Raw genomic sequence first — 21,495 nt, 5'->3', positions numbered from 1 at the left:
ACAACCGGCGCGCTCGCCGGCAGGAGCGTGAGGGCGCTCAACTGCTGCGATCGTTGGAAAAGGCGGGCCAGAGCCGAGAAGATTCTGAGCCTCCCTGCTGCTACCCTTCGGTAGCCACCTTGTCCTTCCGCGGCCGACCAGGGCGCTTCGGCTTCTCCGAGACCGTCTCCTCGAACTCTTCAGCCGCAGGAGCGGCCTTCTTGCGCTGCTGGCCAAGTCCAAAGTTCTTAGCCAGGGCCGAACGCTGTGCCGAGTAGTTGGCCGCCGTCGAGGGGTAGTCGCGTGGCAAGCCGAAGCGCTCGCGATACTGCTCGATCGTCATGCCGTTGCCGTTGAGATGACGCTTGAGCGCCTTGTACGGTTTGCCGTCAATGAAGCTGATGATGGCGTCCGGCGTGACCGACTTTCGGATCTGAGCGGGGGTAAGCCTCTCGGTTGCCGGAGCTTCAGTCGCGCTGCTCTGGCCAAGCCCGGTGAGCGCAGTGTGTGTACTGGCGATCAGCTCCGCCATATCGGCGGGTCGTACCGAATTCCTCGACACGTAGGCCGAGACAATTTCTGCCGTGAATCCGATATAATCGACGGCAGAAGTCTCGATGGTCTCTGCGTTCTCGTCCACGGCACACCTGCTCAAGCGAAGCAGAACGTATGTGCCGACGAACACTAGAAATCAACGCTCATTAATGATTTTCTCTGTCGGGTTGGAGATTTTTAACCTGCCATCGCGCGCATTTCGCTGATGCCGTCGCGCATCACGTATCCGCGTCCCCAGACGGTTTCGATGTAGTTCTTGCCTGAGCTGGTGTTGGCGAGCTTCTTGCGCAGCTTACAAATGAAGACGTCGATGATCTTCAGCTCCGGCTCGTCCAAGCCACCGTAGAGGTGGTTGAGGAACATCTCCTTCGTGATCGTCGAGCCCTTCCGGAGTGCGAGGAGTTCCAGCAACTGGTACTCCTTCGTCGTCAGGGGGACACGTTTACCCTCGATCGAGGCCAGCTTCTCGTCAAGGTCGATCATGAGGTCGTCGATCGTGATCGTCGACTGGGCGTGGCCCTTTGAGCGACGCACGATGGCATGGATGCGCGCGATCAGCTCGTCCTTGTGGAACGGCTTGGTGAGATAATCGTCCGCCCCGAATCCGAGGCCCTTAACTTTATCCTCGATGCTGGCCAAGCCAGAGAGGACGAGAACCGGCGTCTTCACTTTCGCCACGCGCAGCGAGCGCAAAACCTCATAGCCCGACATATCGGGCAGGTTCAAATCGAGCAAGATGATGTCGTAATCGTACAGCTTGCCGAGATCGACACCTTCCTCCCCCAAGTCGGTGGTGAAGGTATTAAAATTCTCGGACTTGAGCATCAGCTCAATGCTTTGAGAAACGGTGGCATCGTCTTCGATCAGGAGAACACGCATAAAGCCACCTCAGAAGTTAAGGCTTCATACGTACGCAATTTTACCGAACCGTTAACGTGAACGCTCGCTGTTCAGCGCTGAGTGACGAGCCGCATTGCCCGTCTAAAAGCCCTCAGGTCCGGGCCGAGACGATCAAGCATTCTCTTTGCGCTCATCAACCTACCCTTCCGCCGTTTTTCTCGGTGAACGCGACCGATAGGCCGGTCACCTGATCATTCAGGATCTCTGCGATCTGCTGGGCATGGGCGTAGTTGACGCTGTCCCGCAGAGTGAGGCCCAGGAACGCATCGCCGAGAGCCTCAATCGCCCTGCCAAGAGGCTCGAGGGCGATGAATGGTCGCCCATCAGCACCCTCCTTTACGGTGAACCGACACTGCCCTCGCTCTGTCCGTGCCATCGTCATGCCTCGGTGTCGATCGCCAGCCTACACCCGCCACGATCCCCCACCAGTCCGCATCGACCTGTCGCCGGACAGCTTCAACGCCTCTTGCTTCGGCTTGGGGTCGATAGCCGCTGCAGATGAACGTCATGCGTTGCTGGTGGCTGGAGCTAAAGAATTCACCCCGGGTAATGCGGTCCGGATCCCGTGACGACGTGGTTCGGCTCTTTGCAGTTCGGTCTGTGGGCTGGTGCAAAGGTCGCTCGGTCGCGTTCGGTCGAGACGACGTGGCGGCGGAGAACACTGGGTATTCGATGGGCAAGTGCTTTTAAGGAGTGCAGCTGTTGGGAAGTCGCCGCGCTTACAACATCCCCTCCCCTTGGATGATGGCGGTCACCTGCGCGATGATGGCTGGTTTCGGCATCTACCAGCATTCGGTTGGGACAGCATGAAAGCTACAGACAACGAGCTGGCCGAACATGTACCACCGGCTATGCGACTTCACGCTAGGATCGGATGCACGTGTCGGCGTCCTGCCGGGGAAGGGAACGGATACAGCAGCACCGGCCCGAGTTGCCCTCTTACACGGAGAGCGTCTGATGCCCGACGAAACGAAGAGCACGAATACGCAGGATCTCGCCAATAGCGAGTACGATGGCGAGCGCTGGGCTCGGGTCGGAGCCGAACGGCAGTCCGTTTCCCCGGCCAGTCCCAAAACCTCTACGGATCCGACCGATCGTCCGGAGGTCGGCTTGACGCAGAAGGGCACCGACGAAGACGCCGTTGTGAAGCGGGAGACCGACGTCTGAGAGCGACAGACAGGCTTCTACCCGGGACGCAGGCCGGGCACATCGAGAACATCGGTGGAACTGGGCGTCAGGGTCTTTGTCCAGGGACGACCCCGCGGCCCTGCCCAGGCTCGCGGCGGCGTTCCGGTCTCGCTCGCCCGTCACGACGATCTGCAGCAGCCTGTCGGCGGCGACCGCTGTGAGAGTCCGAGCAGAACCTCCGCCCCGCTTAATCCCATACGCTGCGTGCGCAGGGGCACGTCACCAAAGGACGGTCATACCTATATCAGCTTTACGCAAGAAGAAATAGACCGGACAACTCGGACTGTACTGCGTAAAGGAACAAGAACGTGACCATGAAGACCCGTATCACCGCTACTATCGCCGCTCTGGTGCTTGGCGTAGTCCCGATCTCGTCCGCTATGGCCTACGACCGTCCTGCCTGGGCCGGTTCCACGCCTTACGATGTTGAAACCACAGGCTCGCTTGGCGCCCCAGCCGGCCGCCTATTCGGCCACGACAACAACCCCGCGACCTGCCCGATGAGCTCCGCTGCCGAGGGCAACGCCAACCAGCAGAACTTCCCGGTTAAGCAGTACGGCCAGACCGCCGGCGGAAACCGCTGCTGATTCGGTGAGGCAAATCGAAACCATGCAGCTCAGGTTGTTCTCCTACGCGATGATCGCCGTGTTCGCAGGCGGCCTCGCAGTGACGGTGATCGGTTCGGCCGGCGTGCTGATGGGCCTGTGAACAGTCGCGGATGACACGGGACCTTTGGAGCCGCTGAGATCGACGAGCGGTTGAACGGCGGGGCGTGTGCCCCGCCGCCTTCGTATGCGGAGATTGGACGGGTCGTGGCGTGGGATGAAAGGCGCGCTCAAACGCGACCATTTCCTCTTCAGGGAAGGCTACGGCGCTGCACCACTGGGATTGGATGGCCCGAGACAGGGCAGAGCTCCGCACGGTGTCCGCACGATGGGAGCCGATCAGCAGTCGCGCGGTCTGCTGCCGGGATCAGAGCCAAGAGCGGCGCTCGGAGGAGTCATAGCCGCACCTCGGAGTCCACACGTCGCTGAGACGCGTTGTCGTCTTCGGGATAGCGCGTTCGCCGCTGCTCCGTCAGGACGTCACGATGAACCCGCTCGTTTGGTTGCTCTCCAAGATCGCCCAATTTTTCTCTGTCGGCGGGGATCAGCGCAGAAGCCGATCGATGGCCGAAAAGGGAGAGGCCGGGGGTTACAAGGTTGAGACCGCAGGGCGGCCTAGAAATTTCGATGCGGATTATCGCGCTGCTACAAAACTGCTTAAGTTGCGGATGGATCAGCACTTTCCAGACAACTACCATGCCCGGCTGAGCGGGGGCACAAACGGCACCCACGATCACGGCGAGGATCGAGCTGCAGCTGTCGATACGGCGTCGACGGCGATCGCGGCGGCGTTGCGGAAGGGAGCGACTGTTCAGCAGGCCGCCGAAGCCGGAGCGGCTAGCGTTGGCATCTGATCGTCGCAGCCGCGCTGTGCGCTCGGCTTATGCTCAAACCTTGGCCGGCACGTACGACTCCTGCCCCAGCTTGGAGAGCACGTCCTTGGACTTGTGCGGCTTCGTTCCCGTCGGTCCGTTCTCGTCCTGGCTCGACAGCCAAACCTGGAGGCGGACTACGCCCAGCGGAACAGATCAGTCCTGCGGCGTCACCGCGACGGCTCCAGTCTAAATGTAAGGCGTTGTCCCGTGCCGTCGCCGAAGCTATCTCCACGGCCGATCGAGGGGGCCATGGACGCAGAGAACGACAGACTGCGACGGCGTGAACGCGAACTCGAAGAGCGCGTCGCTCGCCTGCAGGCACAAGTGGCGGCGGGGCCGGGCGACGGTCTGCAGCGGCCGGGCCAGGGCCAGCGCACGTCCGCGGCCTCGGCCGACCTCCTGTTCACGGCTGCGGAGAAGACCCGCATGCCGCAGATCATCACCGACCCGAATCAGCCCGATAACCCCATCGTCTTCGCCAATCGAGCCTTCCAGAATCTGTGCGGCTACGATGCCGCCGAACTCATCGGGCACAATTGCCGCTTCCTCCAAGGCCGCGACACCGATCCCGCTGACGTGGCCAAGGTGCGCGACGCCATTGCCGGCCGGCGCGACGTCGTTGTGGAGATCCTGAACTACCACCGCGATGGCACGCCGTTTCGCAACGAACTCTACGTCAGCCCGGTCTTCGATCCTGACGGTCAGCTCCGTTACTTCTTCGCGAGCCAGCTCGACGTCACCCGCTTCCGGACCGCCGAAGGCGTGCTCGCCGAGAGCGAGGCCCGCTACCGGGCCCTGTTCAACGCCGTCGACAGCGGTTTCTGCATCGTCGAGATGCGCTTCGACGCGGAAGGACAAGCGGTCGATTACCGCTTCGTCGAGGTCAATCCGGCCTTCGAGCGGCAGACGGGACTGCGCCACGCCGCGGGCCGATGGGTCAGCGAACTCGTCCCCAGCCTCGAACGCTCCTGGTTCGACACCTACGGGGAGGTCGCGCGGACTGGCCACGCTATCAGGTTCGAGAGCGGGGCGGTCGCGCTGGGGCGATGGTTCGACGTTCACGCCCTCCGCGTCGGCGAGCCCGAGCAGCACCGTGTGGCCCTGCTGTTCAACGACATCACCGACCGTCGCCGGGCCGAGACCACGCTCCAGGCGACGGCGGACGAGAAGACCACCGAGCGCGACCTCGTCTGGCGCGCGAGCCGGGACCTGCTGGTGATCTGCGGCTTCGACGGCTGCTTCCGCACGGCGAACGCCGCGTGGACCGAGATGCTGGGCTGGGATCTGGCCGAAGTTGTCGGTGCGCGCTTCGACGCGTTCGTCCACCCCGACGACCGGCATATCGCTGCGCGGGCCTTCGAACGCCTCGACGGCGGCAACCCTCTCGCCGACGTCGACGTGCGCATGCGAACGCGCGAGGACGCCTATCGATGGATTTCCTGGAACGCCATTCCGACGGGTGACAGCTTCTACGCTGCCGGCCGCGACGTCACCGAGCGGCGGGCGCTTGAGGAGCAACTGCGCCAATCTCAGAAGCTGGAGGCGGTGGGGCAACTCACGGGCGGCGTGGCCCATGACTTCAACAACTTGCTGACGGTGATCAAGTCCTCCACCGACCTGCTGAAGCGGCCCGATCTGGCGGAGGAGCGTCGCCAACGGTATGTCGGGGCCATCGCCGACACCGTGGACCGGGCCGCAAAGCTCACCGGCCAACTCCTCGCCTTCGCCCGGCGACAGGCGCTGCAGCCCGAGACCTTCGCGGTCGACCGCGCCGTCATCGCCGTGGCCGATATGGTGGGCACGCTCACGGGCGCCCGGGTGCACGTCGAGCTCGACCTGCCCGTGGGCGATAGCCACGACCTGCACATCAATGCCGATCCGAGCCAGTTCGACACCGCCCTGGTGAACCTCGTCATCAACGCCCGCGACGCGATGGACGGCGAAGGGCACCTGCGCATCCGGCTCCGCCGGACGACGACGGTTCCAGCCGTGCGGGCGCATTCCCGCCAACGCGGAGAGTTCGTGGCGATCTCGATCACCGACACGGGTTCCGGCATCGCGCCGGAGAACCTGGAACGGATCTTCGAGCCGTTCTTCACGACCAAGACCGTCGGGCAAGGCACGGGCCTCGGCCTGAGCCAGGTCTTCGGCTTCGCCAAGCAGTCCGGCGGCGAGGTCATCGTCGAGAGCACGCTCGGCAGCGGCACGACCTTCACCCTGTTCCTGCCGCGCGTCGCCTCCGCGGGCATCGCCGGGCCGGCCGAAGAGCCGGAGGCGCTCGCCGAAGGGCACGGCACCCAGGTCCTCGTCGTTGAGGACAATCTCGACGTCGGCGCCTTCGCCGAACAGGCTCTGCGTGAGCTGGGTTACCGTACGGTCTGGGTGACCGACGCGCCGACGGCGCTCGCCGAGATCGGGCGCACCCCAGCCCGATTTGAGGTGGTGTTCTCCGACGTGGTGATGCCGGGGATGAACGGCGTCGAACTCGCCGGCGAGATCCGTCGACGGCGACCGGATATCCCGGTGGTGCTGACCTCTGGCTACAGCGACGTGCTCGCGTCGGAGGGGACACACGGGTTCGACCTGCTGCGCAAGCCCTATTCCGTCGCCGACCTGTCCCGCATCCTGCGCCGCGCCGTTCAGGATGCCCGCACGACGGCACTGAGCGGCGGCGGCGGTCCGACATCCTGACACGGGGGCGTCTTGCCCACTCGAAGGACTGAGCGCGTCGCGGTGACGGCCGAAGGCTGCGAGATTAAAACCGCCCTGCCCTCCTGAGGGCCGGTGTCGGAGGCTGCGTGGAACGCGCGTCGCCGATTACGACGTCGATGGGCCCGATTCAATCGGCTCGAACCGCAGCCCCGTCGCTTGGTCGAAGACGTGGATATGCGCCGCGGGAAACGACACCCGGATGGCGTCGCTCAGCGGCGTGCCGTTCGCGATCTTGAGCGTCAACGCCGCCTCGCCCGGGCGACCGGCATGCACCAGCATCTCGGCCCCGAGATGTTCCACGACCTCGACCGGCCATGGCATGCCCGATGCGTCGAGCACGACGTGTTCCGGCCGGATGCCCAGAATCACGGGGTGACCGTCTGGCCGATCGAACCGCTGCGGCCCAAGGTCGATGTCCGCCCCCGCGACACGCACCATCGTCCCGTTCCGACCGAGCAGACCGGGCAGGAGGTTCATCGCCGGAGAACCGATGAACCCCGCGACGTAGGTATCGGCGGGGCGCGCATACACCTCCGTGGGCGTCGCCAGCTGCACCGGCACGCCCTGGTGCATCACGAGCAGCCGGTCACCCAGCGTCATCGCTTCGACCTGATCGTGCGTGACGTAGAGGCTCGTCACCTTCAGCCGGCGCTGGAGGCGGCGGATCTCGCCGCGCATCTGCACCCGAAGCTTGGCGTCGAGGTTCGACAGGGGCTCGTCGAACAGGAACAGCTTCGGGTCGCGGACGATGGCGCGCCCCATGGCGACCCGCTGGCGCTGGCCGCCGGACAGCTGACGCGGCTTGCGCTCGAGCAGCGCCTCCAGGCCCAGCAGGGCCGAGGCCGCATCGACCTTCGCCCGGATTTCAGCCCGGGGCAGGCCGCGGATCTTCAGCCCGTAGGCCATGTTGTCGAAAACGCTCATGTGCGGGTACAGGGCGTAGTTCTGGAACACCATGGCGATGTCGCGCGCCGACGGGTCGAGGTCGGTGACGTCGCGCCCGTCGATCAGGACACGCCCCGCGGTGGGCGTCTCCAGACCGGCCACGATGCGCAGCAGGGTGGATTTTCCGCAGCCCGACGCGCCGACGATCACCAGCATCTCACCGTCCGCTAGGGTGAGATCGACCCCCTTCAGGATCTCGTTGCTGCCGAAGCTCTTGCGCAGGCCGTCGAGTCTCAGGCCCGCCATTATTTGTCACCCTCCGTCAGGCCCTTCACGAACCAGCGCTGCATCAGGAGCACCACCGCCACCGGGGGGATCAGCGCCAGCACCGCCGTTGCCATGACCTTGTTCCATTCGGTGGCGGTGTCGACGCCGATCATCTTGACGATGCTGATGACCACCGTGTCGAGTTTCGGATCGGTCGCGATTAAGAGCGGCCACAGGTACTGGTTCCAGCCGTAGACGAACAGGATCACGAACAGGGCGGCGATGTTGGCGCCCGAGATCGGGATCAGGATGTCCCGCAGGAAGCGCAAGGGTCCGGCCCCGTCGATCCGAGCCGCCTCGACGAGCTCGTCCGGGACGGCGAGGAAGGTCTGGCGAAACAGCAGCGTCGCCGTCGCGGACGCGATGAGGGGAATCGTCAGTCCCGTGAAGCTGTTGATCAGATCGAGGGAGGACATGACCTGGAAGGTCGGGATCAGCCGCACTTCCACCGGCAACATCAGGGTCAGGAAGATCAGCCAGAAAGCCGCCATGCGGAAGGGAAAGCGGAAGAAGGTGACGGCGTAGGCGGACGGCAGCGACAGGGCGATCTTCCCGGCCGCGATGGCGAGCGCCATCCCGGCCGAGACGAGCAGCGCCCGCCAGACCGGCCCGGCCCCCGCCGACCCGTTCATCAGCACGTCGCGATAGACTCCGAGGCCGGCGAGGTTCGGGACGAGCGAGATTTCGCCGCGGGCGATCACGGCCGAATCCTGGGTCGAGCCGGCGATTGCGATCCAGATCGGCAGGGCGAAGAGCAGGATCGCCAGTATCATGACGGCGTGGGGGATCAGATTCAGCGTTCTCCGCCGCATCAGGTGGCAGCCTTCCGCCCGAGGAACCGGAACTGCAGGGCGCAGAGGACGATCACGCCGACCATCAGCACCACGGATTGCGCCGAGGATGCGCCGACATTCGCGTTGACGACGCCGTCGAGATAGACCTTGAGGACGAGCGTCTGGGTCGACTGGCCCGGCCCGCCGCCGTTCACCGCGTAGACCGTCGCGAAGGTGTCGAAGGCCGCATAGACGAGATCGCCGACGAGCAGGAAATAGACCGTCGGCATCAGCAGCGGCAGGAGGATGGTGCGGAACCGGCGAAGGCCCCGGGCGCCGTCGATGCGGGCCGCTTCGATGATCGTCTTCGGGATGGCCTGGAGGCCTGCCAGGAAGAAGATGAAGTTGTAGCTGATCTGCTTCCAGGCGGCGGCCAGGATCACGAGCGCCATGGCTTGCGTTCCGTCGAGCTTGTAGTCCCAGGCGATCCCGATTCGGTTCAGCCATGCGCCGACGAGGCCGATCTGCGGGTGGAACATCAGCACCCACAGCACCGCCGCCATGGCGGGGGCCACCGCATAGGGCCAGATCAGCATCGTGCGGTAGAAGGCGCGGCCCCGGATCTCGGTATCCGCCAGGACCGCGAGCACGAGCGCCACACCCATCGAGACGGCGGTCACGCAGGCGCAGAACACCACGGTCCGCCCGATCGCCGCGAGGTAGAGCGGATCCGCGAACAGGTCGGTGAAGTTGTCGAGCCCGACGAACTCGGTGCTGGTACCGAAGGCATCCTCACGCTCCAGGCTCGACTTTACCGCCTGGATGGCGGGCCAGAGGAAGAAGATGACCGTCAGCACCAGCTGCGGCAGGATCAGAAGGGCCGGCAGCAGCCGGCCGGGGAACAGCGTCCGTCGTTCCATGCCAGGGGAGCCTTGCGCCGGTCCGCCGCGTCAGCCGCGCGCGGATTTCTGGAAGTCGCGCAGCACGCGGTTGCCGCGCGTGGCGGCGCTATCCATCGCCGCTTGTGCGGTCTGCTGGCCCTGGAGCGCCTTCTCGATCTCCTCGTAGAGGATCGCGCGGATCTCCGGCAGGCGGCCGAGACGCAGGCCGCGCGAGTTCGGGGTCAGTTCCCCGCGGGAGAGCTGCCGCGCGGGCACATCGGTGCCGGGATTCTTCTCGAAATAGCCCGCCTGCTTGGTGGCCTCATAGCCCGCGAGCGTGACCGGGACGTATCCGGTGTTCTGCGCGTAGAGGGCAACCTGCTCGGGCTTCGCGATGAAGGCGTAGAAGGCCGCGACGGCCTTGTACTCGGCCTCTGTCCGCTTCGGCGCCGTCATCGCCCATAGGCTGGCGCCGCCGATGATGGAGTTGTTCGGGCTTGGGTTCAGCGCCGGCTCCGTCGGAAGGAAGGCCTCGGCGTAACGGAACTTGGCGTTCTTGACGATGTCGGCGCGGCCCGAGGACGAGCCGAACCCGATCGCGGCCTGACCGGAGTAGAAGACTGCGTCCGGCGCACCATCGCGGCCGGCATATTTGAAGGCGCCGTCCTTCGACAGGTCCATGAAGCGCTGGAGCTGATCGACGAAGGGTTTGGTGTTGATCAGCAATTCCGCGCCGAGGCCGTCATAGCCGTCATTCTGGGTGGCGTAGGCGAGGTTCTGGATCGCGGCGTATTCCTCGAACTGGATCCAGGTCATCCAGGCCGAGGTGCTGGCGATGGGCGTCGGTGCCTTGGAGGCGAGAGTGCGAGCCGCCTTGGCGAAGTCGTCATAGGTGGCCGGGGGCTTGTTCGGGTCGAGTCCAGCCTTCTCGAAGGCCTCGCGGTTGTACCACATGACCGCCGTCGAGGAGTTGAACGGCATCGAGGCGAGCTTGCCATCCGGCAGACTGTAATAGCCGCGCACGCCGGGGATGTAGGCTTTGGGATCGAGGCCGAGCCCCGTCTCCTCCGCGAGCTTCCAGGCCTGCTTGATGGCGGGGCCGGCCTGCAACATCGTCCCCGTGCCGACCTCGAAGATCTGGACGATGTGGGGCGCCTTGCCGGCGCGGTAGGCGGCGATCGCCGCCGTCAGCGTCTCGGGATAGGACCCCTTGAACACCGCCTCCAGCGTGATCTCGGATTGGCTCGCGTTGAAGTCGCGCGCCAGACGCTCGACCTCTTCGCCATTCGCGCCCGACATCGCATGCCAGAGCACCACGGGCGTCCGATCCCCGGCCGAGGCTGGGGTGGACGGGCGAAGCGCAGTCCATGCGGCGAGACCGCCGACGCCGGCCAACAGGACGCGACGATCCATCCAAAACCCTCCCCGCGGCGGGATCGGTGCGCCAGTTAACGTCAGGCTTGAGACCAGATCCCGTGAAAGCACCCGCGCCCGGGGGCGCGATGCTCATTCCACTATCATGCACGGACGTGACAGCGGAATAAAGCGGTCTGCCACCCTGCGCCGCGCCGCGATACGGCCCTGGGTATAAGAATTCCCACCCGAATAAATCCGCGCCTCCCTCCAGAGGAAGCCAAGGAGCGGCTGTCCAATACCTTCCAGGACCATCCGGGCGATCCGGGCCATCCCCTGTCGTACGAGTTCGGTTCGCTCAGCCACGTCGATCCGGCGGTGCGGGCCCAGGCGGTGGCGCACAACATCGCCGGCATCCGCCTCGGCGAGGCTCTGGGCTCGAAGGCGCTCACGGTCTGGATCGGCGATGGCGCGAACTTCCCCGGCCAGAGCCTCATGGGCCGGGCCTTCGAGCGCTACCTCGCCTCCATGCAGGAGATCTACGCGGCGCTGCCCGAGGGGTGGCGGCTGTTCTTCGAGCACAAGATGTACGAGCCGGCCTTCTACGCGACCGTGGTGCAGGATTGGGGGACGAGCCTGCTCACCGCCCAGGCGCTCGGTCCGAAGGCGGCCTGCCTGATCGATCTCGGCCACCACGCGCCGAACGTGAACATCGAGATGATCGTGTCGCGGCTGGCCCATGCGGGCAAACTCGGCGGCTTCCACTTCAACGATTCGAGATACGGCGACGACGACCTCGATGCCGGGCCGATCGATCCGTTCCGGCTGTTCCTGGTGTTCGACGTGTTGGTCGATCTCGGCGAAAGCGGCGACGCCCCCGCCTACATGATCGACCAGTCCCACAACGTGACCGACCCGATCGAGAGCCTGATCCGCTCGGCCGACGAGATCCGCCGCGCCTACGCCCGGTCGCTGCTGGTCGACCGGGCGGCGCTCGCCGGCTACCAGGCGGACAACGACGCGCTGATGGCCTCGGAGACGCTGAAAGTGGGGTTCCGCACGGATGTCGGCCCGATCCTGGCGCGGGCCCGTCAGGATTCCGGCGGCGCAATCGACCCGATCACGGTCTACCGGGACAGCCGCTACCGCGCCAAGGTCGCGGCCGCGCGCCCGGCCGCGCGGGGCAGTGGTGGTGGCATTGTTTGACGGGAAGACCGTGCGACGGCCAGACCGGACTGGATAGGCTACTGCATGGCGACAAGCATGCAGTAGCCGAAAGACACGTCGCCTCGATCAAGGTTTCCGAGGTCCACGATGCGCCAATCATGACGATGCAGGGCCTCTGAACCCCGCTCAACGGCAGCTGTAAAGGTAGCCCCGTCGCCGGCTCCGCATCCCAGGTTCCGCAGGCGGCCCCGGGATGACGGAATGGGTGTCCAAATCTCGGTTCAATCCTCGGTCACGGTCGAATGGCGGTGACCTCGATCTCGACGAGCCATCCCGGATTGGCCAGCGCTGCGACTTGAAGCGCCGAGCGGACAGGTAGGTTTGGCTGGGACGGCGTCCCGAATCGTTCGCGGTAGGCCTCCATCAGGCCGGCGAAATCCATCCGACCGCCCTTGGCCGGATCGCCGACCAGAAAGACCGTCATCTTCACCACGTCGCGCAGCGACAGGTTCCGCCGTTTGAGCGCGGCCTCGATCGATGCCAGGGTCGAGGCGGTCTGCGTGCGGGTGTCGCCGAAGGCGGCGAGCGTGTTCTTCTCGGCCTTCGGGTCCGCCACCGCAGGCCCGAAGCCGCTGAGATAGACCGTCGCGTGGCCCGCCGGCACCTCGATCGCTTCGGAGATCGGAAAGTCCGAGCCCGGGATCGGGTACCGGACGATGTCCTCCGCGGCGCGGCCCGGCCCGGCTGTCAGGACCAGCGCGAGCGCCAGGGAGCCCGGAATCACCGTCTGCCTCATCAGGGTCTGTCCGATCATGGCCGCGCTGCTTTCACATCCTCGGGGGTGATCGCGTCGTCGTAATGATTGTCGAAATGCGTGCGGACGTAATTCACGACCTCCGCCAGCTGGGTGTCGGTCATCATGCGCCCGATCGGTGGCATGCCGCGCAGGCCGCGCACCAGGATCGTGACCGAACAGCCCGCCGCGGCGAGCCGTGCGTTATGCGTGAGCGCCGGGTAGGACGCCGCACCGATCGCGCCCTCCCCGCCCGGCTGATGGCAGGCGGCGCAGACCTGGGCGTAAAGGGCCTCCCCCCCGGTCTCGGTGAAGCTCTTGCCGACGCTCATCGCGGGCCCGGCCGATGGCAGCGCCGCTTTGGTGGCTGGCTCCTGCGCAAAGGCGCCGACGCGCGTCGCCAGGATCAGGGTGGTTGCGACCGCTCCGGCGATCGTTCGGGATACGAAGACTCCGCTCATGCCGCCAGAACCCTCTTGTGGAGCCGCGAAACCGCATCGAGCGCCGAGAGGATCGCGCCCTCCTGCCAGGCCGGGATGTAGGAGGCGTGCTCACCGGCGAGCATGATCCGCCCATCGAGGGCGCAGAGGTTGTCATAATGCTCCGCGCGCGCCTCGTCGGTCCAATCGCCGGCGCAGCCCAGGGTGAACGGCACGCGGTGCCAGGCGACCGCGATGCCGGTCTCGAACTCGGTGCGGTATTGCGGGTGGATCTGGCTTCCGTACGCGACCGCGCGGCGTACCCGCTCGGCGGGGGTCATGGCGGTGAATTCGTAGGAGCCGGGCCCGTTCCAGGTGTAGCCGCCAAGCAGCACGCCCTTGCCGCCGGTGTTGTAGCCGGTCGATGGATAGCTGATCTGGCGGATCGGCAGATCGGTGTAGGAGATGCCGCCGAAGATGTGCTCGTCCTCCTCCCAGAACCGCCGCTTGAACTGCAACCCGATCTTCACGGACGCGGCATAGGGCACGGCGTCGATCGCCGCCTTCATTTTCGCGCCGACCTGGGTCGGGATCTGGCTCAGGACCGTCAAAGGCAGGGCGCAGATGCACCAATCCGCCTGGACCTGCCGGACCGCGCCGCCCGGGCGCGTATCCTGGTAGGTGGCCGTGACGCCGTGACCGTCCTGGGCGATCTCGATCACCTTCGCGCCGTACCGGATGGTCTCGGTTGGCAGGGCCCGGGCGAAGGCCTCACCGATGCGGCCCATGCCGCCGACCGGCTGGAACATCGTGGTCTGGAACTCGTACAGCAGGAAGTTCTGCAGGCCGCGCCACAGCCGCGAGGTCAGGATGTCGCGGAGGCCCATCGGCGCGCCGTCGACCGGGCGCGCCGAGAGCCCGCCGCCGGGATCGCGGGCGTAGCCGCGGAACTCCGATGACGTGTCACCGGCGCGATAGGTGAGCTCCTTGTCCAGGCCGCCGAGCGACCGCAGAGCCTCGATGAGGATCTCCTGATCGTCCTTGGAGACCTCCGCGTCGAGGGCGCCCTTGCGGGTCGCCTTGGCCAGAAGCTCTGCGGTGGCGCCGTTGAAATCGGTCTTGACCGTACGGATTCGCTGCGGCGCACCCCCGAATCCTGTCGTGTTGTGGACATAGGCGTTGTGGTTGAGCTGAATGAAAGGCTCCAGGGCGACCCCGAGGCGCCGGCAGTAATCGAGCACGCCGTGGTGGTGATAGGGGATCCGCCACGGGCCGGGATTGAGATAGAGGCTGGTTTCGAACTCGCAGCGCTGCACGGCGCCGCCGAGTTCCGTGTAGGTATCGCCGCCGCGCAGCGACCAGTTCCGACCCCCGGCCCGGGCGTTGTACTCGAGGATCTGGACCCGGTACCCGGCCCGGTGCAGCTCGAGCGCGGCCGTCATGCCGGCGAGGCCGGCCCCCAGGATCAGGACCGAGGCGCCCTTGGGATCACCGTCGAGCCGGATCGGACCACGATAGGGCGATTCCTCGGCGAACCCGAGGCTGGCCATGACCTGATAGGCGGCCGCACTCCCGGCGGCCGCCCCGACCATGGCGATCAGCTTGCGCCGACTGAAACCCGATGCCTCTGCCATCTCGCCTGCCGCTTCCTATTTCGGATGAGTCAAGGACGTGGAAGGCGAAGCAAAACCAGGGCCAGAAGAGATTATATAAAGTAGAAAATCGGCCCGATATGCGCAATTACTGCTAAGAACCTCGATATTGTCGAGCGTTTCGGAGAAATATAGCAGGCTATTACTCTTTTTAATTATTGCAATACAGTAAAAATTGGTCTGCGTTGATGCTCTTTATGCTTCAGAAGGTCGCGCCCGTCACCGTCGTGCTCGATCGAGCCACCGTTTCGGCTGCGGTCGGTCACATCGTCTGCTCGACGGCGATCCGGCGCGGTATTCCGTGCGGGCGACCATAGTCTCCCTGCCCGGCATGAGAATTATCGCGGCCCCAGCAGCCTGGAGCCGTGCACGATCCGGCGCACCGATGGGCCGAGCGAGAATGCGATTCGCCGCGTCCGCCACGCTTGCAGCGACGACCATGGCGGGTCGTGTTCGACCCCGCGTTACACTACGGCGCGGCGCTGCTCTTCTAGGAACAGCATATCGCCGACTCGAAGTCCTCCGCGGGACGGTCCGAGCATGAAGGCGCGCCTGCGCCGGCCTCAAGAATTCGGTGCAGAAGGGATCCGGCGCCACCAGTCATGCGCCCGCTCGTACTGGTGCGCGAACCGCAGAAGCATGGCCTCGGCGAAGGGTCGCGCGGCGATCTGCAGGCTGATCGGCAGGGATCGCCGGTCGAAGCCGCAGGGCAACGCGATCGCCGGGAGTCCGGTGAGATTGAACGGATAAGTCAGGCGCCAGGACGCCGCGAGGACGCTCTCTTGCCGCCCGGCGATCGTCACGGTGCTCTCGTCGGCCCGCCATGCGGTCAGGGGTGCGGTGGGAGTGACGATCACGTCGGCCTCCTCCAGCACGGCGGCCATCTCGGCCATGATCAACGCCCTCGCCTGCTCGGCTCGCAGATAGTCCGGGCCGGTCACCAAGCGGCCCATCTCCACGAGGTCGCGGACATCCTCCGCGAAGCCCGCGACGTGGCCCTGCGCCAAATTGCGGTCGTGGTAGGCCGTCGAGGAGGCCAGCTCGATGGCGTAGATTGCGCCGAGCCCGAACCGCAGGGACGGCACCGCGACGTCCCGCACCGTGCAGCCCTGCCCGGCGAAGAACCGGATCGCCGCTTCGACTGCTTCGAAGACGTCGTCGTCGATGATCTCGAAGAAGTGGTTGCGGATCACCGCGACCCGCAGGCCCTGCAGCGTCTGGTCGAGATCGGCCGTGTAATCCGGCACCGGGACCGCGGGGGCCGCCGGATCGGCCGGATCGGGACCGGCGAGGATCTGCAACAGGAGCGCCGCATCGGCCACCGTGAGGGTCAGCGGGCCGGCATGGTCGAGGGACCACGAATGCGGGACGATCCCCGAGCGGCCGATCCGGCCGAAGGTCGGCTTGAGGCCGACGATCCCGCACAGGGCCGCCGGAATGCGGATCGAGCCGCCGGTGTCCGAGCCCAGTGCCGCCGGACAGAGCCGGGCCGCCACCGCCGCTGCCGAACCGCCGCTCGATCCGCCGGGCACCCGGTCGCGGTCCCAGGGGTTGCGGGTCGGCGGCGTGACCATGCCCCAGGCGAATTCGTGCATCCGCGTCTTGCCGAGGATCACCGCGCCGGCTGCCCGGAGCCGCGACACGGCGTGGCTGTCTTCCTGCGGGAAGGTGAGAGCGTCCACCGCCGTTCCGGCCCGGGTCGGCAGCTCGGCGGTCGTGTAATTGTCCTTGATGCCGATCGGGATCCCGTGGAGCGGGCTGCGCGGGCCCGTCCGGGCGATCTCCGCATCGGCGGCCTGCGCCGCGTCGATGGCCGCGGACGAAACGGCCACGAAGCTCTGGAGGTCGCCGTCGAGGCGCCGGATCCGGTCGAGCGCGGCACCGACGAGTTCGACGCTCGACAGTTTTCGCGACGCGATCTGCCGGGCGAGTTCCGTGATCGGCAGTTGCCACAGGGCGTCACTCATGGGGCACCCCGCGATAGGGCAGACACGGATCGAAAAGGATGGGCGGATGGACCTGCGTGAGGTCGAGGGCGCGCAGGGCCCTGATCTCGGCCAGGACCGGCGCGAACTGCGCTTGCAGGTGCGCCATTCGCTCGGCTGCCTCCGGGGGCAGACCGATGGCGTCGGGCAGGAGGTCCGATCCGTCCTCCGGCGCCGCGCCGGGCCTGTCTCCGGGCGGGCGGAGCAGCATCGCGGAAACATCCTCCGGCAACGCGCCCGCGGGACCGTTCTTGCGCGGCATGCCGGCCACGAAGGGCACGAGCTGGTGCCGGGCGACGCCGAGGACCCGGCGGAGTTCGGCGACGGGCTCGGCATGCTCGTCGACCCGCAGATCGAGGCAGGGATAATCTTCGCCGGCGACGATCTTGACGGCGGCCGATTGCTTGCCGCGCCTGTCGCCGCCGGCTGCGTCCCCGGCTTCGAGGGCGCGCATCAGCCGCTCGTCGAGGTCGCATTGGGCGCTTTCCTCGAAGGCCAGCGCCATGGCGTCGATCACGCCGGGATCCGCCAGCATGTTGCCCTGGACGGCGTAGCCCGGACCGGTGCGGTGCCCGGCCGCCGCCGTGCAGCCGGCGCCGGTCCAGGCGGCGGCCGTCCCGCGACCGTCGACGAGCCCGAGCTGACGCAGGTCCGGCCGGTCGTCGGTTGCGAGCGCCGCTGCGAGCGCCGCGTCGGGATCCAGCCCAGCGCCGAGCCCGTCGAGGATGCGCTTGGCGAGGTAGGGATTGACCCAGGACTGGGTGGTGACGGCCCCGATCCCAGCCCGGAGATACGGGCAGAGACCGCCCACTGCCGGCACCGCGCTCGCCACCGCGACACCGAGCTGCCCGGTCCGCGGGCAGCGGGCGACGATCGAGAAGGTGTTGAGTTCACTCATGGCTCACACCGCCAGGTGATCGATCACGCGGGCCTGCGCGTCCGGCGCCTGGGCGGGGCCACTGTCCACGATCTCGCCGAGCTTGAGCACCGCGTAGCGGTCGGCCAGCCCCAGCGCGAAGGCGACGTGCTGCTCCACGACCAGCATGGAGACGCCCGCCGCCCGCTCGGCCTGGAGCACGCCGCGCAGGCGCTCGACCATCGAGGGTTGCACCCCCTCGGAGATCTCGTCGATCAGGAGAAGGCGCGGACGTAGCATCAGTGCGCGGCCGAGGATCAGCATCTTCTGCTCGCCCCCCGACAGGGTGCCGGCGCGCTGGGCAAGGCGGTCCTTCAGAAAGGGAAAGTGGCCGAACAGCCGTTCCAGCGCCGCCGGCAGCATCCGGTCGGACGGCACGGCCAGGCGCAGGTTGTCGCGGATCGACAGATCCTGGAACAGGGGCTGCTCCTGGGGCGCGTAGCCGAGGCCGAGCGCAACGAGCCGGGCGGGCGTGAGGCCGGCGAGCGCCTGCCCACCGATGGTGATCGCGCCGCCGCGCAGGGCCACCATCCCCAGGATGGTCTTGAGCAGGGTGGTCTTGCCCATGCCGTTCTTGCCCAGCAGCGCCACGATCTCCCCCTGCCCGACCGACAGGGACACGTCCTTCACGATGGAGACGGCGCCGTAGCCGCTCGACACCCGTTCGAGGGCGAGGGCGGCCTCCATCGGTGCAACCTGCCGTGCTGCCTCAGCCATGGGCGCCTCCCGAATAGATCGTCCGGACCAGTTCGGAGCCGACCACCGCGTCGACCGTTCCGTCGAGAACCAGCCGGCCCTGGTGCAGCACCACGATCCGCGACGAAATCTCCCGCACGAAATCGAGGTCGTGCTCGACCAGCACGGCGGCGATGCCGCGTTCGGTGGTGAGCGCCTTGAGGACCGTCCCGATGGTGGTGCGCTCGGCCTTGGTCAGGCCCGCGGTGGGCTCGTCCAGCAGGATCAGGCGCGGCTCCAGCGCCACCACCATGGCGAGTTCGAGCGCTTGTTTCTGGCCGTGGGAGAGGAGGCGCGTCGGCTGCGTCAGCAGCTGGTCGAGGCCCGTCATCCGCAGCACGTCCAGGGCGGCCTGCGGCAGGCCGAGGGTTGCGGCCTGCCCGACCGGGCTCAGGCCATCATGCGTCGCCCGGGCGAGACGGAGGCAATCGGCCACCGACAGGCTCTCGAACACGCTCGCCACCTGGAACTTGCGCCCGACCCCGAGGCCGACGATCCGGTTGGGCGTCAGCCCGGTGATCGGGGTGCCGCCAATCGCGACCGCCCCCGTGAAGGGTTCGGTGCCGTCGCTGAGGCAGCGCATCAGCGTGGTCTTGCCGGCGCCGTTGGGACCAACCAAGCTCACCAGCTCGCCCGCCCGGATCTCCAGGTCGATGCCCTCAAGCACCGTCAGGGCGCCGTAGGCCTTGGCGAGGTTCTCGACCTTGAGGATCGGGACGCCGGTCCCGGCCGCCTCCGGCGCGGCGACCCGGGCCACGAGGTGCGGCGCCGCTCTGGTTCGGCGGCCGATCGGCAGAACCCGCCACAGGCGGCCGACCAGGTCGGCAAGGCCGCCCGGCAGCAGGATGATGATGATGACGAAGGCCGTGCCCAACAGGAGCTGCCAGAGGAATGGCAGGTCCCCCGAGAGGTTCGCCGCGAGGTAGTCGATGGCGATGGTGCCGAGCACCGGGCCGAGCAGCGTGCCGCGCCCGCCGAGCGCCACCCAGATCACGAGTTCCGTGCCGAACAGGAAGCCGGCATTCTCCGGCGCGACGACGCCCGAGGCGTTGGCGAACAGGAAGCCGGCGAGCCCGGCGACGGCGGCGAGCGCCGCGGTCAGCAGGATCTGGAGGCGCCGGGGGTTGAGGCCGAGATAGGCGCAGCGCGCCTCGTTGTCCCGAAGCGCCACCAGGGCGCGCCCGGCATCCGAGCGCACCAGGATCCAGGCCACCAGCGTGACGAGGACCAGCACCAGGGCTGCCAGGCGGAAATAGCCTTCGATCTCCAAGGGCAGCACGTCGAAGCCGACGAGGCCGCTGCTGGACCCGGTCGATTCCCCGCCGGCATAGATCAGCTGCACCACGACGATCGGGACGACCAGCGAGATCACCGAAGCGTAGAGCGGCGTCGAGCGGTGGTAGAAGGACAGCCAGCCGACCACGAGGCCGAGGAGCGCCGGTGCCGCGATGGCGGTGGCGAGGGCCGCCGCGAGGCCAGCCGGCGTGGCGCCCAGCGCGGTCAGGATCATCGCGGTGGCGTAGGCGCCGACGCCGAAGAAGGCGGCCTGCCCGAAGGTCAGGATCCCGGCGAAACCCCACAGTAGGTCTACCGTGACGGCCAGCACCGCGTAGATCATCGAGCGGGTCAGGACATTGACCGCGAAGGTGTCGAGGACGGCCGGCGCGATCCAGAGCGCCACGGCGGCGAGGCCGGCGACCACGCAGGGTGCCGCGACGGCGAGGCGTCGCCGGGGGGCCGGGGCGATGCGCCCGGCGGCGGGCAGGGCTTCAAGCACGGGAGAAACCTTTCGGGCTGATCCGCAGCACGAGGGCGGCGAGCACCGCGATGGCGATGCTGCCCAGGATCGGGCTCACGAAGGTGCTGATCAGGACCTGCGCGGCGCCGAAGACGAGGCAGGCCACCGCCAGGGCGAGGTAGGAGGCGTCGGCGACCATCACCAGCATGAAGGCGCCGATCAGCCAGGAGACGCCCATGTTGGGATCGACGCTGGTGAGGGGCGTCAGCAGCACGCCGGCGAGCGCGGCCAAGCCGGCGCCGATCATGAAGACCACGAAGCGCACCCGCCCGGTGTCGATGCCGAGGCTGCGCGCCAGCGTCTCGTTCATGATCACCGCCCGGGCCGAGAGGCCGAGCCGGGTCCGCTCGATGGTGAGCGCGAACAGGAGGCCGATCGCCAGCGCGATACCGAGTGCGACGAGCCGGTAGGCGGAATACTCGACGCCGCCGACCGCGACGGTGCCGGCGAACAGGTTCGGGGTCATCTGGACGTCCCGGCCGAAGGCCAGAGTGACGAGTTGCCCGACCACGATGCCGAGCCCCCAGGTGGCCAGGATCGCGTCGAGCGGCCGCCGGTAGAGCGGGCGGATGATGAAGTGTTCCGCCAGCCCACCGAGCGCCGCGCCGACCACGAAGGCCAGCGGCAGCGCCGCCCAGGGATTGAGCCCGAGCTTGGCGGTCATCACCGCGCAATAGGCGCCGACCGTCAGCCACGCCCCATGGGCGAAGTTGATGATCTTGAGCACGCCGAAGATCGCCAGGAGGCCGATCGAGACGATGAACAGGATCGCCGCGGTGGTCAGGATGTCGAGGGTGAGCAGCATCGGGGATTCCGGGTGCGCGGGATCGGGGTGGCACAATGGGCGCCGCTGCCCCCCCTCCCCCCCTCTGCGGGGGAGGGTGGCCCCTGCGTTAGCAGGGGTCGGGAGAGGGGACCCGGGTTCAGGATGAGGCGAGGGCTTCACGCAATGCAGCACACAGTTCGGCGCCGTCGCGGAACGGCCTGTTGGTGTGGC

At 66.9% G+C, this 21,495-nt stretch carries 19 protein-coding genes and 2 pseudogenes; 6 read left to right on the top strand and 15 right to left on the bottom strand.

Going from position 1 to position 21,495, the window contains the following annotated elements; translation table 11 throughout:
- Positions 1 to 100: 100 nt before the first annotated feature.
- From OXS27_RS28550 to OXS27_RS28540, 3 genes are all read right to left on the bottom strand, one after another.
- Entirely contained in the window at positions 101 to 619 is a 519-nt protein-coding gene (locus OXS27_RS28550; protein WP_267360733.1) for a MucR family transcriptional regulator, read from the bottom strand.
- 92 nt (positions 620 to 711) lie between these two features.
- The gene (locus OXS27_RS28545; RefSeq protein WP_267360731.1) at positions 712 to 1,413 is read right to left on the bottom strand and encodes a response regulator transcription factor; all 702 of its coding nucleotides are present in this window, start codon (positions 1,411 to 1,413) and stop codon (positions 712 to 714) included.
- A 154-nt stretch (positions 1,414 to 1,567) separates the two neighbouring features.
- On the bottom strand, positions 1,568 to 1,810 hold the full coding sequence (locus tag OXS27_RS28540; RefSeq protein ID WP_267360729.1) for a hypothetical protein: 243 nt from the start codon (positions 1,808 to 1,810) through the stop codon (positions 1,568 to 1,570).
- Between the two features lie 581 nt (positions 1,811 to 2,391).
- Here OXS27_RS28540 and OXS27_RS28535 point away from each other — a divergent pair.
- From OXS27_RS28535 to OXS27_RS28520, 4 genes are all read left to right on the top strand, one after another.
- Positions 2,392 to 2,601 (top strand): hypothetical protein, encoded by a 210-nt coding sequence (locus OXS27_RS28535; RefSeq protein ID WP_243926047.1) that lies wholly within the window; start codon positions 2,392 to 2,394, stop codon positions 2,599 to 2,601.
- A 335-nt stretch (positions 2,602 to 2,936) separates the two neighbouring features.
- Complete coding sequence (locus OXS27_RS28530; protein ID WP_267360736.1) at positions 2,937 to 3,209, top strand: hypothetical protein; 273 nt, start codon at positions 2,937 to 2,939, stop codon at positions 3,207 to 3,209.
- A gap of 503 nt (positions 3,210 to 3,712) precedes the next feature.
- The gene (locus OXS27_RS28525) at positions 3,713 to 4,081 is read left to right on the top strand and encodes a hypothetical protein (RefSeq protein WP_267360727.1); all 369 of its coding nucleotides are present in this window, start codon (positions 3,713 to 3,715) and stop codon (positions 4,079 to 4,081) included.
- 270 nt (positions 4,082 to 4,351) lie between these two features.
- Complete coding sequence (locus tag OXS27_RS28520; RefSeq protein ID WP_267360725.1) at positions 4,352 to 6,793, top strand: PAS domain S-box protein; 2,442 nt, start codon at positions 4,352 to 4,354, stop codon at positions 6,791 to 6,793.
- Positions 6,794 to 6,919: 126 nt separating this feature from the next.
- On the opposite strand, the gene ugpC is transcribed toward OXS27_RS28520, so the two are convergent.
- From ugpC to ugpB, 4 genes are read right to left on the bottom strand one after another with little or no spacing between them, the layout of a single operon-like run.
- Entirely contained in the window at positions 6,920 to 8,005 is a 1,086-nt protein-coding gene (ugpC, locus tag OXS27_RS28515; protein WP_243926041.1) for a sn-glycerol-3-phosphate ABC transporter ATP-binding protein UgpC, read from the bottom strand.
- On the bottom strand, positions 8,005 to 8,841 hold the full coding sequence (gene ugpE, locus OXS27_RS28510; protein ID WP_267360735.1) for a sn-glycerol-3-phosphate ABC transporter permease UgpE: 837 nt from the start codon (positions 8,839 to 8,841) through the stop codon (positions 8,005 to 8,007). Before ugpE ends, ugpC begins: the two co-directional genes overlap by 1 nt.
- Positions 8,838 to 9,719, bottom strand: coding sequence for an ABC transporter permease subunit (locus OXS27_RS28505; protein WP_267360722.1), 882 nt, complete (start codon positions 9,717 to 9,719; stop codon positions 8,838 to 8,840). Before OXS27_RS28505 ends, ugpE begins: the two co-directional genes overlap by 4 nt.
- Before the next feature lie 30 nt (positions 9,720 to 9,749).
- Complete coding sequence (ugpB, locus tag OXS27_RS28500; RefSeq protein ID WP_267360720.1) at positions 9,750 to 11,093, bottom strand: sn-glycerol-3-phosphate ABC transporter substrate-binding protein UgpB; 1,344 nt, start codon at positions 11,091 to 11,093, stop codon at positions 9,750 to 9,752.
- Between the two features lie 234 nt (positions 11,094 to 11,327).
- Between ugpB and OXS27_RS28495 the strand changes: the two are divergent.
- Positions 11,328 to 12,239, top strand: a pseudogene (locus OXS27_RS28495) (sugar isomerase); the annotation flags it as partial.
- Between the two features lie 253 nt (positions 12,240 to 12,492).
- On the opposite strand, the gene OXS27_RS28490 reads toward OXS27_RS28495, so the two are convergent.
- The 3 genes from OXS27_RS28490 to OXS27_RS28480 are packed head-to-tail and all read right to left on the bottom strand — an operon-like array spanning position 12,493 to position 15,046.
- Complete coding sequence (locus tag OXS27_RS28490) at positions 12,493 to 12,996, bottom strand: RidA family protein (RefSeq protein WP_267360718.1); 504 nt, start codon at positions 12,994 to 12,996, stop codon at positions 12,493 to 12,495.
- 14 nt (positions 12,997 to 13,010) lie between these two features.
- Entirely contained in the window at positions 13,011 to 13,454 is a 444-nt protein-coding gene (locus tag OXS27_RS28485; RefSeq protein ID WP_267360716.1) for a cytochrome c, read from the bottom strand.
- A complete protein-coding gene (locus OXS27_RS28480; protein ID WP_267360715.1) occupies positions 13,451 to 15,046 on the bottom strand; it encodes a flavin monoamine oxidase family protein in 1,596 nt (531 codons plus the stop codon). Before OXS27_RS28480 ends, OXS27_RS28485 begins: the two co-directional genes overlap by 4 nt.
- A 348-nt stretch (positions 15,047 to 15,394) precedes the next feature.
- On the opposite strand from OXS27_RS28480, the pseudogene OXS27_RS28475 reads away from it, so the two are divergent.
- Positions 15,395 to 15,514 (top strand): annotated as a pseudogene (locus tag OXS27_RS28475) (serine protease); the annotation flags it as partial.
- A gap of 113 nt (positions 15,515 to 15,627) precedes the next feature.
- Here OXS27_RS28475 and OXS27_RS28470 read toward each other — a convergent pair.
- The 5 genes from OXS27_RS28470 to OXS27_RS28450 are packed head-to-tail and all read right to left on the bottom strand — an operon-like array spanning position 15,628 to position 21,303.
- Complete coding sequence (locus OXS27_RS28470; RefSeq protein WP_267360714.1) at positions 15,628 to 17,031, bottom strand: amidase; 1,404 nt, start codon at positions 17,029 to 17,031, stop codon at positions 15,628 to 15,630.
- Positions 17,024 to 17,947: a DUF1028 domain-containing protein gene (locus tag OXS27_RS28465; protein WP_267360712.1), complete on the bottom strand. Its 924-nt coding sequence runs from the start codon at positions 17,945 to 17,947 to the stop codon at positions 17,024 to 17,026. Before OXS27_RS28465 ends, OXS27_RS28470 begins: the two co-directional genes overlap by 8 nt.
- A 3-nt stretch (positions 17,948 to 17,950) precedes the next feature.
- The gene (locus OXS27_RS28460; RefSeq protein ID WP_243926027.1) at positions 17,951 to 18,682 is read right to left on the bottom strand and encodes an ABC transporter ATP-binding protein; all 732 of its coding nucleotides are present in this window, start codon (positions 18,680 to 18,682) and stop codon (positions 17,951 to 17,953) included.
- Entirely contained in the window at positions 18,675 to 20,477 is a 1,803-nt protein-coding gene (locus OXS27_RS28455; protein WP_267360709.1) for an ATP-binding cassette domain-containing protein, read from the bottom strand. The genes OXS27_RS28460 and OXS27_RS28455 overlap by 8 nt, the downstream gene beginning before the upstream one ends.
- Complete coding sequence (locus OXS27_RS28450) at positions 20,470 to 21,303, bottom strand: branched-chain amino acid ABC transporter permease (protein ID WP_267360707.1); 834 nt, start codon at positions 21,301 to 21,303, stop codon at positions 20,470 to 20,472. The genes OXS27_RS28455 and OXS27_RS28450 overlap by 8 nt, the downstream gene beginning before the upstream one ends.
- Positions 21,304 to 21,495 lie beyond the last annotated feature (192 nt).

Origin of the sequence: Methylobacterium sp. GC_Met_3, assembly GCF_026540775.1 — a bacterium.
Taxonomy (GTDB): Bacteria; Pseudomonadota; Alphaproteobacteria; order Rhizobiales; family Beijerinckiaceae; genus Methylobacterium.
This window is presented reverse-complemented; position numbering and strand designations above follow the sequence as displayed.